This is a genomic window from Micromonospora jinlongensis, assembly GCF_013410645.1.
GTDB lineage: Bacteria > Actinomycetota > Actinomycetes > Mycobacteriales > Micromonosporaceae > Micromonospora > Micromonospora zamorensis.
This window is the reverse complement of sequence record NZ_JACCHK010000001.1, coordinates 6,303,646-6,317,912: the sequence shown is the minus strand read 5'-3', so window position 1 is coordinate 6,317,912 and position 14,267 is coordinate 6,303,646. Positions and strand designations below refer to the sequence as shown.

Here is a 14,267-nt window from a genome sequence, read left to right as displayed (position 1 = left end):
GGGACGACGCGGCGGGGCCGCCACGCGAACGCGGCGACCCCCAGCGTCGATCAGTACTTGCGGTTGGGCAGTGCTTCCTTGGCCTGCTCGGACGTGAAGGTGGTTTCCTCGGTCTCGATCCGAGCAGGCACCTCGTCGCCCGCGTGCACCTTCTTCGCCAGGTCCATCAGCTGTGGGCCGAGCAGCGGGCTGCACTCCGCGATGAAGTTGAACTTCCCGTCGGCGAGAGCCTGCATGCCGTCCTTGACAGCGTCGACAGTGATGATGGTGATGTCCTTGCCCGGCACCTTGCCGGCGGCGGTGATCGCCTCGAGCGCGCCGAGGCCCATGTCGTCGTTGTGCGCGAACAGCACGTCGATCTTCGGGTTGGCCTTGAGGAACTGCTCCATGACCTGCTTGCCGCCGGCCCGGGTGAAGTCGCCCGTCTGGGAGGCGATGACCTTCAGGTTCGGGTTGGCGGCGATCGCCTCGGCGAAGCCCTTCTTGCGGTCGTTGGCCGGCGCCGCGCCGGTGGTGCCCTGCAACTCGACGATGTTCACCGGGCCCGAGGCGGTCTTCTTCTGCTCGACCAGCCACTCACCGGCGAGCCGGCCCTCCTTGACGAAGTCCGAGCCGAGGAAGGTCTTGTACAGGCTCTTGTCGGCCGAGTCGACCGAGCGGTCGGTCAGGATGACCGGGATGCCGGCGTCCTTGGCCTCCTTGAGCACGGTGTCCCATCCAGACTCCACCACCGGCGAGAAGGCGATCACGTCGACCTTCTGCTGGATGTAGTTGCGGATCGCCTTGATCTGGTTTTCCTGCTTCTGCTGCGCGTCGTCGAACTTCAGCTCGATCCCCGCCGCGGCGGCGGCGTCCTTGATCGAGGTGGTGTTCGCGGTACGCCACCCGCTCTCCGCACCGACCTGGGAGAAGCCCAGGGTGATCTTGCCGTCGTCCTTGGCGCCACCGCCGGTGTCGCTGTTGCCGCAGGCCGCCACGCCGCCGACGAGCAGCACGCTGGCGAGGACCGCGACAGCGCGCCACGGAGCGGACTGCGTTCGCATCTTTCCCATCGAATCTCCTTGGCTGGATGTGGTGGGTAACCGCGGCAGCCGCCGGAGGTGCGCAGGAGCGGCGTACGCGGGTGGTGCGTGCTGGTGCGTCGTGGTGCAGACCGACGGGTCCCGGGCAGCCGTTGGACGGTCAGGAACCCGTTGGTGCGACTGGTTGTTGACCGTAGACGTTCTGGTAACGGTCATAAAGAGCATCGATGTCCGCCTGCGCCATCGGAACCGGCTGACCGAGGGTGTGGGCCAGGTGCGCGGTACGGGCCACGTCCTCGCACATGACCGCTGCCTTGACCGCCGCTTTCGCGTCGCGGCCGATGGTGAAGACGCCGTGGTTACGCATCAGCACTGCGGGCGAGCGGTGACCGGCCAGCGTGGCGACGATGCCCTTGCCGATGTCGTCACCGCCGATCAGAGCGAACGGGCCGATCGGGATCTCCCCGCCGAACTCGTCGGCCTGGGCGGTGAGGTGGCACGGGATCGCCTCGCCGCAGGCGGCCCAGGCGGTGGCGTACGAGCTGTGCGTGTGCACGACCCCACCGACCTCGGGCATGGCCCGGTAGACGTAGGCGTGCGCAGCGGTGTCGCTGGACGGGGCGAAGTCGCCCTCGACGAGAGAGCCGTCGAGGTCACACACCACCATGTTGTCCGCGGTGAGATCGTCGTAGCTGACGCCGCTCGGCTTGATCACCAGGAGGTCCTGGCCGGGAACCCGCGCGGAGACGTTGCCGGACGTCCAGGCGACCAGACCGTAGCGGGTCAGCTCGGAGTGCAGGCGTGCGACGGTCTCGCGCAGCTCGCGGATCTGTCGGGTCACCTCGGTGCTCATGCGACCACCTCCAACGCGGCCTCGGGTGCGGCCGCAGCGGTTCCGGCTGCCGCGTTGCGGATCGCCCGCAGGCGGAGCATGACGTCGTTGCCGCCGCGACCGAAGTGGTCGTGCAGCGTCCGGTACTCGGCGTAGAGGGCGTCGTAGGCCCGCGCCCGCTCGGGATCCGGTCGGTACACGGCCTCGTGCACCCGACCCATCGCCTGCGACGCCTCGTGGACCGAGGGAAACTCACCGGCGGCCACGGCGGCGTGGATCGCCGATCCCAGCGCCGGCCCCTGCGTCGAGGCGATGATGTTCAGTGGCCGCTTGGTCACGTCGGCGTAGATCTGCATCAGCAGGGCGTTGTTGGTGAGGCCGCCGGCGATCACGAGGTCGTTCACCGCGACTCCCGCCTCGACGAACGCCTCGATGATCATCCGAGTGCCGTACGCGGTGGACTCCAGCAGCGCCCGGTAGATGTCCTGCGGCCGGGTGGCCAGGGTCATTCCGACGATCATCCCGCTGAGGTCGTGGTTGACCAGCAGTGAACGGTTGCCGTTCCACCAGTCCAGGGCGATCAGGCCGTGCGCGCCGACCGGCTGGCTCGCGGCCAGCTCGGTGAGGCGTTCGTGCGAGTCGACGCCGGCCGGAGCCGCGTGCTCGACGAACCAGCCGAAGATGTCCCCGACACCGCTCTGCCCGGCCTCGTAACCCCACGCGCCGGGGCTGATGCCGCCGTCCACGACACCGCACATCCCGGCCACCTCGGCGACCTGGGCGCCGTTGACCACGTGACAGGTCGAGGTGCCCATGATGGCGACGAGCCGGCCGGGCTCCACGGCCTGCGCGGACGCCGCGGTGACGTGCGCGTCGACGTTGCCGACGGCGACCGCGATCCCCTCCGGCAGGCCGGTCCAGGCGGCGGCCCGCGCGGTGAGCGAGCCGGCCCGGGCACCCAGGGGCAGCAACGGACCGTCCAGCTTGGTCACGAAGTCGCCGAACCCGGGATTCAGCGCGGTCAGGAAGTCCTCACTGGGGTACTGACCGTCCTGAAGGATGCCCTTGTAACCAGCCGTGCAGACGTTGCGGGTCTCGGTGCCGCAGAGCTGCCAGACGATCCAGTCGGCCGCCTCGATGAAGCGCTCGGCGCGGTGGTAGACCTCGGGGTCCTCCTCCAGCATCTGGAGGCCCTTGGCGTACTGCCACTCGGCGGAGATCTTGCCGCCGTACCGGCCGATCCACGGCTCGGCCCGCTCGTGGGCCAGCGCGTTGATCCGGTCGGCGTGCGTCTGCGCCGCGTGGTGCTTCCACAGCTTGACCCAGGCGTGCGGCCGGTCGCGCAGCTCGGGATCCTCGCAGAGCGGGATGCCGTCGGCGGTCGTCGGCAGCACCGTGCAGGCGGTGAAGTCGATGCCGATGCCGACGATCGCGGCCGGATCCACCCCTGCGGCGGACACCGCCGCCGGGACGGCGTACCGCAGCACGTCGCGGTAGTCCTCCGGGTTCTGCAGGGCCCAGTCCGGGGGAAGCGGTCGCCCTCCCGGAAGCGCCGTGCTGATCACTGCGTCGCCGTACTCGTGCACTGCGGTCCCCAACTCGGCACCATCACCGACACGGACCACCAGAGCGCGCCCGGACAGGGTGCCGTAGTCGACACCGACGACATAGCGGTCGCCTGCTCCGTCCACACGGTTCATGTTCACCTCCACCGTTAACGGAGATAGTGTTAACGCTCACATCCAGCCCCGTCAAGACATCTACCCGCAACAGCTCCGTAACGGAACGCCGAAGGCGGGCTGACTCGGGAGGGTCAATAACGGACCGGCGCAAAAGGCGCGAATCCAGTGCTGAGCGCTCGGCCCGGACTCCGGAACGGTTTGCCCCGTGGACCGACCGACGCCCGGACGCCTCTCGGCGGGCAGGACGACAAGGTCCCACCCTCCGCCACCACGAGACGGCCGTCCGACGGCGACCGCGTGCCGCTCGCCGATGATGTTGGCGATAACATCATCGAGGCATCACCATCTCTTGATCAGATCTATAGAACCGCGGCCGACGGTCGCGCAGGCTCATGGGTGAGCGCCCCGACGGGTGACCGGTGCATCTCGCGGTCGGACACCCGGCGGGTGTTATCGATAACATTCGACGTTTCGATGGTGCCTGCGTCGGCCTCGTGCCCGCGGGTCGGACGGACGGCTCACGGCCGGCCTCCCGCGCCAGCGCCGTGGCGCGACGCACGCCCAGCGCCGTGGCGCGACGCACGCCCAGCGCCGTGGCGCGACGCGGGCGGTGGGGTGGCCGCGTCGTGCGGCCTGGTAGATCCACTCGCGTTCCTTGAAATCGGGGGGTCCGAGGCGCGGCGACAGGCCGAATTCATGAAATCCGAGTCGATCAAGCCCTCGCGACGCCGCCCGGCCGGCCCGCACCACCATCGGCCCGCACCACCGCCGGACCGCACCACCGCCAGCCCAGCACCGCCCCGGCCCGCACCATCGCCAGCCGAGCACCGCCCCGGCCCGCACCATCGCCAGCCGAGCACCGCCCCGGCCCGCACCATCGCCAGCCGAGCACCGCCCCGGCCCGCACCACCGCCAGCCCAGCACCACCATCGGCCCGCACCACCGCCGGACCGCACCACCGCCAGCCCAGCACCACCATCGGCCCGCACCACCGCCGGACCGCACCACCGCCAGCCCAGCACCACCATCGGCCCGTCCCGCGCGACGTGGACAGCCGGCGGCTCGGCCCAGTGGGCCGAGCCGCCGGCTGTCCGTCGCGATGGCGGGGACATCGAACGCCGGTCGGGATCAGGTGGCTCGACTGCGGTTGTAGAGGGTCTTGGCCCAGAGGAAGGACAGCCCGCTGATGACGACGCACCAGATCACCGCGATGATCCCGTTGGCGCCGATCCCGGTGCCGAGGAGCAGGCCGCGGAGGGTTTCCATGACGGGCGTGAAGGGCTGGTAGTCGGCGAACCACCGAACCGCGGTGGGCATGGAGTCGGTGGGGACGAACCCGCTGCCGAGGAACGGCAGGAGGATCAGCGGCATGGGCAGGTTGCTGGCCGTCTCGACACTGTCGCTGACCAGGCCGAGGGCGACCGACAGCCAGGTGAGCGCAAAGGTGATCATGGAGAGGACGCCGATGGCGGCGAGCCACTCGACCGGGTTGGCCGTGGGCCGGAACCCGACGAGCAGCGCCACACCGGTGACGGCCGCGAGGCTGAGCAGGGTCTGGACCAGGCTGCCCAGGACGTGTCCGGTGAGGACCGACGGTCGGAAGATCGCCATCGTTCGGAACCGGGCGATGATGCCCTCGGTCATGTCCATCGCGACCGAGATGGCGGTGCCCTGCGCCGCACTGGCCACGGTGATCAGCAGGATGCCCGGCGTGACGTAGTTGGCGTACTGGGAACGGTCGCCGGTCGGGCCGAGGCCGGCACCGAGCGTGCCACCGAAGACGTAGACGAAGAGCAGCAGGACGATGACCGGGACCCCGACGAGCAGCAGGGTCATCGACGGGTAGCGCCGCATGTGCAGGAGGTTGCGCCGCAGCATCGTGCTCGAGTCACGGACGGCGAGGGAGAGGGTGCTCATCGCGCTGGAGCCCTTTCGTGGTCGGGGCGGCCGGCGCGGGTGTCCGGCTGGCCGGTGAGGGTGAGGAAGACGTCGTCGAGATCGGGGGTGTGCACGGAGAGCCCGGCCACGGAGATGGAGGCGCGATCGAGTTCGTCGAGCAGGGACCGCAGCGTTCCGACCCCGCCGTCACTCGGCACCTGGAGGGTGAGCGCGGCGTCGTCACGGGTGGCGGCGGCGAACGCGCGGGCCGCCGAGTCGAGCCCTTCCTGATCGGCGAACTGCAGGACGACGTGGCCTCCCGGGATGAGCCGCTTGAGTTCGCGCGGTGTGCCCTCGGCGATCAGCCGGCCGTGGTCGAGGAAGGCGACGCGGTCGGCGAGCTGGTCGGCCTCCTCCAGGTACTGCGTGGTGAGCAGGATGGTGACGCCCTCGGCGACGAGGTTGCGGATGATCTGCCACATGGCCCGGCGGCTGCGCGGGTCGAGGCCGGTGGTCGGCTCGTCGAGGAAGATGACGCGGGGCTCACCGACCAGGGTCATCGCGAGGTCGAGCCGTCGGCGCATGCCGCCGGAGTACGTCGACACCGGTTTGCCCGCCGCCTCCACCAGGTCGAACTGGTCGAGCAGGTCGGCGATCCGTCGCCGCCCGGCCGCCTTGTCCAGGTGACACAGGTCGGCCATCAGGCTCAGGTTCTCCCGCCCGGTGAGCAGGTTGTCGACGGCGGAGAACTGGCCGGTGACACCGATCAGTTCGCGTACGGCGTTGGGCTCTCGGGCCAGGTCGTGGCCGAAGACGCGGGCGTGGCCGCCGTCGGCGTTGATCAGCGTGGAGAGAATCTGCACGGTGGTGGTCTTGCCGGCGCCGTTGGGGCCGAGCAACGCGAAGATCGTTCCCTCGGTGATCATGAGGTCGATGCCGTCCAGCACGACCTTGTCACCGTAGGACTTCCGCAGGTCGGTGGCGACGATTGCGGGTTTCGTGGAGCTGGTCATGGTCTCCTCTTTGCGGTCTGGGTGGCTGCGGATCAGGCGCGGCGGATCATGATGTCGCCGTAGGCGGTGTTCGCCCGGACCTCGACCGTCTCGTCGGTCTGCGTCGGGCTGTCGGTGGTTTCCAGGGCGTTGTGTACGCGGCCGTGCTTGGAGCTGACGTCGAGCCAGGCGGCGGTCCCCCGACGGATGCCGACCTCGATGGCCCCGTACGAGGTGTTCAGGTCGATCGATCCACGGGCGACCTCGCCCAGCCGGAGGTTGCCGTAGGCGGTGCGTGCCGTCACCGAGGCGGTCGACGTGTCGAGGGTGATGTCGCCGTAGGCGGTGTTGACCCGGACGTCGCCGCCGCTGCGGCCGATCCAGCAGTCGCCGGAGGAGTTCTTGATCTCGGCGGTGCCGTCGACCGCACCGATGCGCACCTTGCCGGACGAGGCCTTCACCCGGGCGGAACCGGCGACGCGCTCCACGGCGACCTCACCGTGGCTGCTGTCGATGTCCAGCGGGCCGGTCTCGTCGAGCCGGATCCCACTTCCGGTCTTGATCCGGCACTCGCCGAGCCGGCCCTCGCAGCGGAATGCCGCCCACGACGATTCGGCGTGCACCCGCGACCCGGTCGGCAACTCGATCAGGACGTCGACCGACGGCCCGGGGCCGAAGCCGTAGCGGCGCCAACTCTTCGACACCCTGATCAGCAGTTTTCCGGCGGCGTACTCGACGGTGCACTGTTCGGCGGTGCTCACGTCGGCCCTGCTCGACGGGTCGCGGGGCCGCACTGTCACCACCGTGTCGGTGCGGTCGGTCGCGCTGATCCAGACATCCCCGACGGGCAGCTCGATCTGGACGGAGATGGGCTCTGGCGTTTCGAAAACAGGCATGGTGGTCTCCCGAAAGGTGGTCGGTGAATGTCGCCGCTGGTCAGCGGCGCGAAAACAAAGGGGGTACGGGGAGTCAGCGGGCCCAGCCGGTGAAGTGCTGCCCGGAGCGCGGCTCCACCCGGCGGGGTGGACGACGTTCGGTGTCGCCCGCCCCGATGGCACCGGCGACAGCTCGCACCAGCCAGGCGTTGACCGAGAGCCCGGCTCGCCCGGCGGCCTCCTCGACGCTGGCCTTCAGGTGGTCGGGGAGCCGGAGGTTGATCCGTGAGGTGCCGCCGTCGTCGCCGTCCGGTGGGAGCACCGGGGCAGGAGGTGCCTGCGGCGCGGTGACCTCGCTCGGCTCGTCGGCCGGCGGGCTGGCCGGGGTGACCACGAAGTCAGGCTCGCGCCCGCGCAGCCGGACGTGCACCGAGCCCGGTGCCAGCTCGCGGGTGATCTCGTCGGCTGCGTCGGACAGCGCCTCCAGCAGGGTGAGTCGGGTAGCGGCTTCCAGTTGGGCGAAGAGCCGCTCGGCCAGCGCGCGGCCGTCCGCGTCGACGCCCTCCGCAGCCACGGCGAACTCGTCACGCAGGTTCTCGACGTATGACCTCAGCTCCATGGCACCATCATGGCACCACTTTGGCTCAACATGCAACACCCATGGCTCACCGTGATGCCATTCGCTCGGGCAGGGTGGGGTCAGAGACCACCGAACGAGCGTCTGACCAGGCGATTCGCGTTTTCCTGACTCAGTCCGGTGGCCACCAAAAGGTCGCTGACCGTCGTACGAACCTGCGCCACCACCACCGCACCGGAGAATCCGACGCCCTCCCGGTAGGCGTGACCGGCCGTCTCGACCGCCAGCAGTGCCTGCTTGCGCGCCCGGTCCGGCTGTTCACCCGCGGCGAACTGCCGCTTGAGCAGCCGAACGGCCTCGGCGAGATCGGCCACCGCCCTGGGCAGCGGCTCCGGGACCGGTTCGCGGTCCTCGATCAGCGTCACCGAGCGACGGATCAAGGTTCCGCTGTTACGCATCGCCCGGTCGATCGGCTCCGCCGCCTGCGCGTAACGGCCCACCGGCCCGCGTCGCTGGTGCCAGTGCACCGGTGACAGGGTGCTGGCCTCCCGGGCGCCCTGGGTCGCCTCGACGAACGCCTTCAGCGGGCCCTTGTTCTGCCGCAGCGCGCTGCGGGCGGTACGCGCGCGAGCGGCATCACGCTCGGCCAGCGCGTCGGCGGTGGCGTCGAGCTGGGCGACCAGGAGATCCAACGCCGGACGCGCGGCCCGGTTGAGCACCCGCAGCGGGTTCAACGGCAGCAGCACGGCGGTGACCAGCAGTGCCACCCCTCCCCCGACGAGCGCGTCCACGAACCGGGGAACCTCCAGGTCGCGGATCGACGGGCTGAGCGTGGCGATGAGCACCGCCGTCGCCCCGGCCTGGATCACCACCGCGGCACTGCCCGCGAGGAACAACGCGACGACGATCGCCAGCACGACGATCAGGGCGAGTTGCCACCATCCGGTGCCGATCACCAGGAGCAGCAGATCGCCGATCAGCACCCCGACGGTGACGCCGAGAATCAGCTCGACGGTACGACGTAGCCGTTGACCGACGGACGCGGCGATGGTCGAGACGGCGGAGATCGGCGCGAACACCGGCTGCGACACGTGCAGCAGCTCGTGCGCCACGAACCAGGACAGCGCCGCGGCCAGCCCGGCCTGCAGGGCGAGGCCGCCGACGGCGCGTACCCGACGGAACCGCTCCCGCACCGTGGCCAGCGCACGGTCCCGCAGCCGGGCCACGGTGTCCGCCAGGCCGCCGTGGGCGGTGTCCCCGGCACGTGCCGGAACGCCACCGTCTGCTCCGCGCCGACCGGCAGCGACCATGGCGGCACCTACCCCGCGGTGGTCGGATCAATCCTCTCCCCCGCCGATCGGTCGGCGCCCGCGAGCAGGCGCGCGACGGCCGGGCCGGCGGATAAGCTCCACGACCGTGACGTTCGCTCGGCTGATCGACGAGCACCGCGACGAGCTGACCGCCCACTGCTACCGGATGCTCGGTTCCTTCCACGACGCCGAGGACGCGGTGCAGGAGACGCTGACGCGGGCCTGGCAGAACCAGCACCGGTACGAGGATCGCGGCACTCTACGAGCCTGGCTCTACAGGATCGCCACCAACCGGTGCCTGAGCATGATCGAGAGTCGGGGTCGCCGCCGGGAGCTGCCGACCGACCTGACCCCGGGCGCCGCCGCCGTGGCCGAGACGGCCTGGCTCGGGCCGTACCCGGACCGGCGCTCCACGCCTCCCGAGCAGCGGGACCCGGCGCAGAGGGTGGTCGACAGCGAGCACCTGGAGCTCGCCTTCGTCGCGTCGCTGCAACACCTGCCCGGCCGACAGCGGGCCGTGCTGCTGCTGCGGGAGGTGCTCGGCTACCCCGCCGCCGAGGTGGCCGACCTGCTCGGCACCTCCACCGCAGCGGTCAACAGCGCCCTGCAACGCGCCCGACGGGTCGTGGACGCGCTGCGCCCGGCCGAGAGCCAGCAGGCGGAGCTGAGCAGCCTCGGCGACGACACCGTGCGCGAGCTGGCACGGCGGTACGTGACCGCGTGGGAGCGGGGCGACGTCGAGGCCATCCTGGCGATTCTCACCGACGACGCCCGGTACTCGATGCCGCCGCTGCCCCAGTGGTACGAGGGCCGCGACGCCATCCGCCAGTTCCTGCTGGACGGCCCGTTGGCGGTGCGGTGGCGGTTCGTCCCGACGTACGCGAACGGGCAACTCGCCTTCGGGACGTACCTCTGGAACGCGGAAGCGTCGCTCTTCACGGCGGCGGCGCTGGACGTCGTCGCGCTGCGCGGCGACCGAATCGCCGAGGTGGTGTCGTTCCTGACCCCGGAAACCCTGCCCATGTGCGGTCTGCCGGCCCAGCTGGACCAGGCTCCCGACCAGGACGAGGAGAGCCGGTCGGCACAGAGCGATGAGTTTGTCGCTCCGCGCGGGTTGTAGAGGTGAGAGCAACCCGACGCACGAGGGAGCACCATGGCCGACGACGAGACACAGATCCGCGAGCTGATCGAGCGGTGGGCGCAGGCGGTCCATGCCGGTGACCTGCCCGGCGTCCTCGCCCGCCACTCCGCGGACATCGTCATGTACGACGTACCCCCGCCGCACCAGGGGGTCCGGGGCATCGGGGCGTACGAGCGGACCTGGCCCGACTTCTTCCGGTGGCAGGCGTCCGGGGCTCTCTTCGAGCTGACCAGCCTCGACATCACCGCCGGCGACACCGTCGCCTACGCCAACGCGCTGCTGCGCTGCGGCACCCCCGAGGACCTCGCCAGGCGGCCCGAGCTTCTGCTGCGCCTGACTCTCGGGCTGCGCAAGGAGAACGGCTCGTGGGTCGTGGCGCACGAGCACCACTCGTTCGCCGACGACAGCGGCGCCGACGACCGCGAGACCTCCGAGCGGGAGGTGCGGTCACTGCACGAGCGCTGGTACGAGGCCACCGAGGCGAAGGACCTCGACGGGATCATGGAGCCCGTCGCCGCGACGGTCGTCTCGTACGAACACGAACTGCCGCTGGAGTACGTCGGCCGCGACGAGGTTCGCGAGGTCTGCGCCAACGGCCTCGACGTCAGCACCGGCACCGTCACCTGGACCGTTCCGGATCTGGCGGTCATCGCTCGCGACGACCTGGCCGTGTCGTGGGGCCTCAACCGGATGACCGCGCAGCAGCCGGACGGCGCCACGATCGTGAGCTGGTCGCGGGGCACCCGCGTCTTCCAGCGGGCCGGTCGGGGCTGGGAGATGATCCACCAGCACGTGTCGTTCCCCTTCGACCCGGACACCGGGCAGGCGAGGACGGACCTGACACCCGACCGGGAGCACTGAGTCCTCGCCAACGGTCACCGACCCGCTCCCGGGTAGCTCGTGCGGTTGAGGCCGTCCGGATCGGGTAGACGGGGCTGCCGAGCGCCTCGGGGGGTCGTCGCATGGATCAGCGCGGTTGAGCGGGTCGGACATCCCCCGCGATGTCGTGGAGCTGCGAGTGCACGGCGTCTCGGGCGCGAGCGCCGCACAGGTGCTCGACCTTCAGCAGACGGCGCAGGTCGCGGGTGACCGCAGCGGTGGCTTCTACCGGCCGCGGCCCCGGTGCGAGGACAGCACCGGGGCGCACGGGGTGACGCTGGAGGCGTACCGCTGGGGTGACCTGCCGTCCGGGACCGTGGCCCGCACCCTGGCGGTGGTCTTCCTGCTGCCCTTCATGCTGGTCAACGTCGCGATCTGGATGCGCCCGGCGAACCCTGGCTCCGAGGCGGTGGTCAAGTCGCTGTGCCGGCTGCTGGCGCTCACGCTCACCGTGCTGTACGTGCTCGCCATCGCCGGCGTCGCCCTGGATCTGGTCGGCTGGAAATGCCTCTCCTCGCCGCGCTGCCTGGCCGGGCGCAGCTGGTTGTCCTGGCTGAGCGGACGACCGGTCGGACTGCGACTTGCGGTGCTCGCGCTGGTCCCGGCCGCTGCGATCGGCCTGATCTGGCGGATCAGCAACCGCCCGGGCCGGACGTTCGAAGCATTTCGCGCACCCGATCGGGAGTTATCCGGGTCGCGGCTCGGCACCGTCGGTCAGTGGGACGCCGAGCCGCTGGTGGGCCGGCTGCGCTCCATCCACGTCGCCGCCGCGTTCGCGACGCTGGACCTCACAGTGCTCCTGGCCCGGGCCGCGAGCGGCGCCACGGCGATCACGATCACGCTGACGGTCGTCACCGGAGTGGTCCTGGTGTGCTGCGCGGTGCTGCTCTGCACGCCGCCGTTGATCGACCGGGCCGCCGACAACCAGCGGCTCGACCGGGTCACCCGTACGCTCCGGACCGTCGCCGTCGTCCTGACCGTCGTCGTCCTGGCTCACCTGGCGACCGGTCCACCGCAGTGGCACGGGGGGCACGGGCTGCCCGGCTACGAGACGCACCTGGCCGGGTTGTTCGTCGCACAGACGGCGCTGCTGGCCGCTCTGGGCGTGGTGCTGCTCTGCCGCCGGAATCGCGGCGCCACCCCCCTGTTCGGGCTGGGCGCCCTCGTGGTCGCGGCCACCGGGATCAGCCTGGCGGTGGCGTACTCAGCGGAGTTGGTCTACCGGGTGGCGGACTTCCTCGATCGCGACGTGCCGACCGGGGAGGGCATCGCCACCGGTCCGCCTCGGGCGTACACCTGGGCGATCTACGGCTTCTTTCGGGCGCTGCTGGCCACCCTGATCGTCGCCGGCCTCGTCATCGTGCTCTCCCGGCGCAGTCGGCGCCGAGCCGCGGCGGCGATCGTCGCCCACGACTACCCGGACGCCCCGGCCGAGGCCGGGCCGCGACTTCGGCAGGTCCGAGACGCGATCGCCCGGGCTCGCTTCACCGAGAAACTGGTGCCGCTGGCCGTGCTCTACGGCTGTCTCACCGGACTCGCCACGGCCACCACCACCGTCGGCCTGCTGGGGCAGTTCCCGCACGACGTCATCGAGCGGAACATCGGTCTGCCCGCGGACTCGGTCATCTTCGGCATCGCGTTCGGCAGCTGGGTGATCGCGGCGATCATCCTCGGCCTGCTCATCGGGGGCATCTTCGCCTACCGGACCGTCCCGTTCCGTCGGCACATCAGCGTCCTCTGGGACCTCGGCACCTTCTGGCCTCGGGCCGCCCACCCGTTCGCGCCGCCCTGCTATTCCGAGCGGGCTGTGCCGGAACTGGCCCGCCGCATCACGTACCTCGTCGAACGCGGCGACGCGGTGCTGCTCACCGGGCACAGCCACGGCTCGGTCCTGCTCGCCGCGACGGTGCTCCAGTTGCCGCCGCACGTCGGCAGTCGGGTCGCTCTGCTCACCCACGGGTCACCGCTGCGCCGCCTCTACGCGCGGCTCTTCCCCGCGTACGTCGACGACGCGGCGCTGCACGAGATCGGCCACCGGGTCGGTTGGCGGTGGGTGAACCTGTGGAGTGACGCCGACCCCATCGGCGGCTGGATCTTCTCCGCCCACCGGCCGCACGCGCCGGCCGGCGCCAGCGGCCCGGCCGCCGCCGTGGATCGCCGGTATCGCGACCCTCGCGACGTGGTGACGCCGCCCAGCGACAGCGTCCCCCCGCCCATTCAGGGACACTGGCCGGGCGAGTCCGACCAGCAGTTCACCGAGGTGGTCCGGGAGTTGGCGCAGCGTCTCGGACGAGCCGATCCGCCCGACACCCCGACCTAGCGTCAGCGACCGCCGGCCATTCGGGCACGCCAGTCGTCGAGACGCGTACCGGCGATCCGGGCGCCGTCGGCGGGAACGAGGGAGCGTTCGCCCAGCTTGGCGCCGAAGTAGCGGGCGTCGGGGTCGGCCACCACCGAACGAGGGTCCTGCCGGGCCGCGAGCATCGACCGGCCCAGTTCGTCGAGACGGAACTGCTCCGGGCCGGCGACCTCGACCACGGCGTTCGTCGGCGCGGCGACCACGGCCTCGGCCACCGCGGCCGCGACGTCGTCCGCGGCCATCGGCTGAATGAGCACCGGCGCGAGGTGCACGGTGTCACCGTCCGTGCCGGCGTCGATGATGCCCTGGAGGAACTCGAAGAACTGGGTGGCGTGCACGATCGAGTACGGGGTTCCGGACCCGACGATGAGCTTCTCCTGGGCGACCTTCGCCCGCATGTAGCCGCTGTCCGGGATCCGGTCACAACCGACGATGGAGAGCGCGACGTAGTGGCTTACCGCGGCGTCCGACGCGGCGGCGAGGAGCGTCCGGGTGGACGTCTCGAAGAACTCCAGCACGGCCTTGTCCTCGAACGACGGCGAGTTCGACACGTCCACGACCACGTCGGCGCCGGTGAGCACATCGGCGACTCCCTCGCCGGTCAGTGTGTTCACGCCGGTCTTCGGCGAAGCCGGCACCGCCTCGTGGCCCTGTCCGGCAAGGCCGTCCACGAGCTTGGAACCGATGAGGCCGCTGCCTCCGATGACGACGATCTTCATG

13 protein-coding genes are annotated in these 14,267 nt (G+C 70.8%); 3 read left to right on the top strand and 10 right to left on the bottom strand.

Annotation, left to right across the window (positions count from 1 at the left end):
* Positions 1-50: 50 nt before the first annotated feature.
* From HNR22_RS28505 to HNR22_RS28465, 9 genes are all read right to left on the bottom strand, one after another.
* Positions 51-1,052, bottom strand: a complete 1,002-nt coding sequence (locus HNR22_RS28505) for an ABC transporter substrate-binding protein (RefSeq protein ID WP_425488081.1) — start codon at positions 1,050-1,052, stop codon at positions 51-53.
* 130 nt (positions 1,053-1,182) lie between these two features.
* The gene (locus tag HNR22_RS28500; protein WP_179782958.1) at positions 1,183-1,875 is read right to left on the bottom strand and encodes an L-ribulose-5-phosphate 4-epimerase; all 693 of its coding nucleotides are present in this window, start codon (positions 1,873-1,875) and stop codon (positions 1,183-1,185) included.
* Positions 1,872-3,554 carry a ribulokinase gene (araB, locus tag HNR22_RS28495; protein ID WP_179782957.1) on the bottom strand — a complete coding sequence of 561 codons (1,683 nt, stop codon included), beginning with the start codon at positions 3,552-3,554 and terminating at the stop codon, positions 1,872-1,874. The genes HNR22_RS28500 and araB overlap by 4 nt, the downstream gene beginning before the upstream one ends.
* A gap of 694 nt (positions 3,555-4,248) precedes the next feature.
* Positions 4,249-4,515, bottom strand: a complete 267-nt coding sequence (locus tag HNR22_RS28490; protein ID WP_179782956.1) for a hypothetical protein — start codon at positions 4,513-4,515, stop codon at positions 4,249-4,251.
* Positions 4,516-4,664: 149 nt separating this feature from the next.
* A complete protein-coding gene (locus HNR22_RS28485; protein ID WP_179782955.1) occupies positions 4,665-5,453 on the bottom strand; it encodes an ABC transporter permease in 789 nt (262 codons plus the stop codon).
* Positions 5,450-6,427, bottom strand: a complete 978-nt coding sequence (locus tag HNR22_RS28480) for an ATP-binding cassette domain-containing protein (protein ID WP_179782954.1) — start codon at positions 6,425-6,427, stop codon at positions 5,450-5,452. Before HNR22_RS28480 ends, HNR22_RS28485 begins: the two co-directional genes overlap by 4 nt.
* Before the next feature lie 32 nt (positions 6,428-6,459).
* Positions 6,460-7,302 carry a DUF4097 family beta strand repeat-containing protein gene (locus tag HNR22_RS28475; RefSeq protein ID WP_179782953.1) on the bottom strand — a complete coding sequence of 281 codons (843 nt, stop codon included), beginning with the start codon at positions 7,300-7,302 and terminating at the stop codon, positions 6,460-6,462.
* A gap of 73 nt (positions 7,303-7,375) precedes the next feature.
* Positions 7,376-7,900 (bottom strand): hypothetical protein, encoded by a 525-nt coding sequence (locus tag HNR22_RS28470; RefSeq protein ID WP_179782952.1) that lies wholly within the window; start codon positions 7,898-7,900, stop codon positions 7,376-7,378.
* Positions 7,901-7,980: 80 nt separating this feature from the next.
* Positions 7,981-9,168 carry an FUSC family protein gene (locus HNR22_RS28465; protein WP_179782951.1) on the bottom strand — a complete coding sequence of 396 codons (1,188 nt, stop codon included), beginning with the start codon at positions 9,166-9,168 and terminating at the stop codon, positions 7,981-7,983.
* A 106-nt stretch (positions 9,169-9,274) separates the two neighbouring features.
* On the opposite strand from HNR22_RS28465, the gene HNR22_RS28460 reads away from it, so the two are divergent.
* The 3 genes from HNR22_RS28460 (at position 9,275) to HNR22_RS28450 (ending at position 13,508) form a co-directional block, all read left to right on the top strand.
* The gene (locus HNR22_RS28460) at positions 9,275-10,288 is read left to right on the top strand and encodes a sigma-70 family RNA polymerase sigma factor (protein WP_343060000.1); all 1,014 of its coding nucleotides are present in this window, start codon (positions 9,275-9,277) and stop codon (positions 10,286-10,288) included.
* Between the two features lie 33 nt (positions 10,289-10,321).
* Positions 10,322-11,170: a YybH family protein gene (locus tag HNR22_RS28455; protein WP_179782949.1), complete on the top strand. Its 849-nt coding sequence runs from the start codon at positions 10,322-10,324 to the stop codon at positions 11,168-11,170.
* 115 nt (positions 11,171-11,285) lie between these two features.
* Positions 11,286-13,508: a hypothetical protein gene (locus HNR22_RS28450; RefSeq protein ID WP_179782948.1), complete on the top strand. Its 2,223-nt coding sequence runs from the start codon at positions 11,286-11,288 to the stop codon at positions 13,506-13,508.
* A 2-nt stretch (positions 13,509-13,510) separates the two neighbouring features.
* Here the strand turns inward: HNR22_RS28450 and HNR22_RS28445 are convergent, their stop codons facing one another.
* Complete coding sequence (locus HNR22_RS28445; protein WP_179782947.1) at positions 13,511-14,266, bottom strand: SDR family oxidoreductase; 756 nt, start codon at positions 14,264-14,266, stop codon at positions 13,511-13,513.
* Position 14,267: the final 1 nt, after the last annotated feature.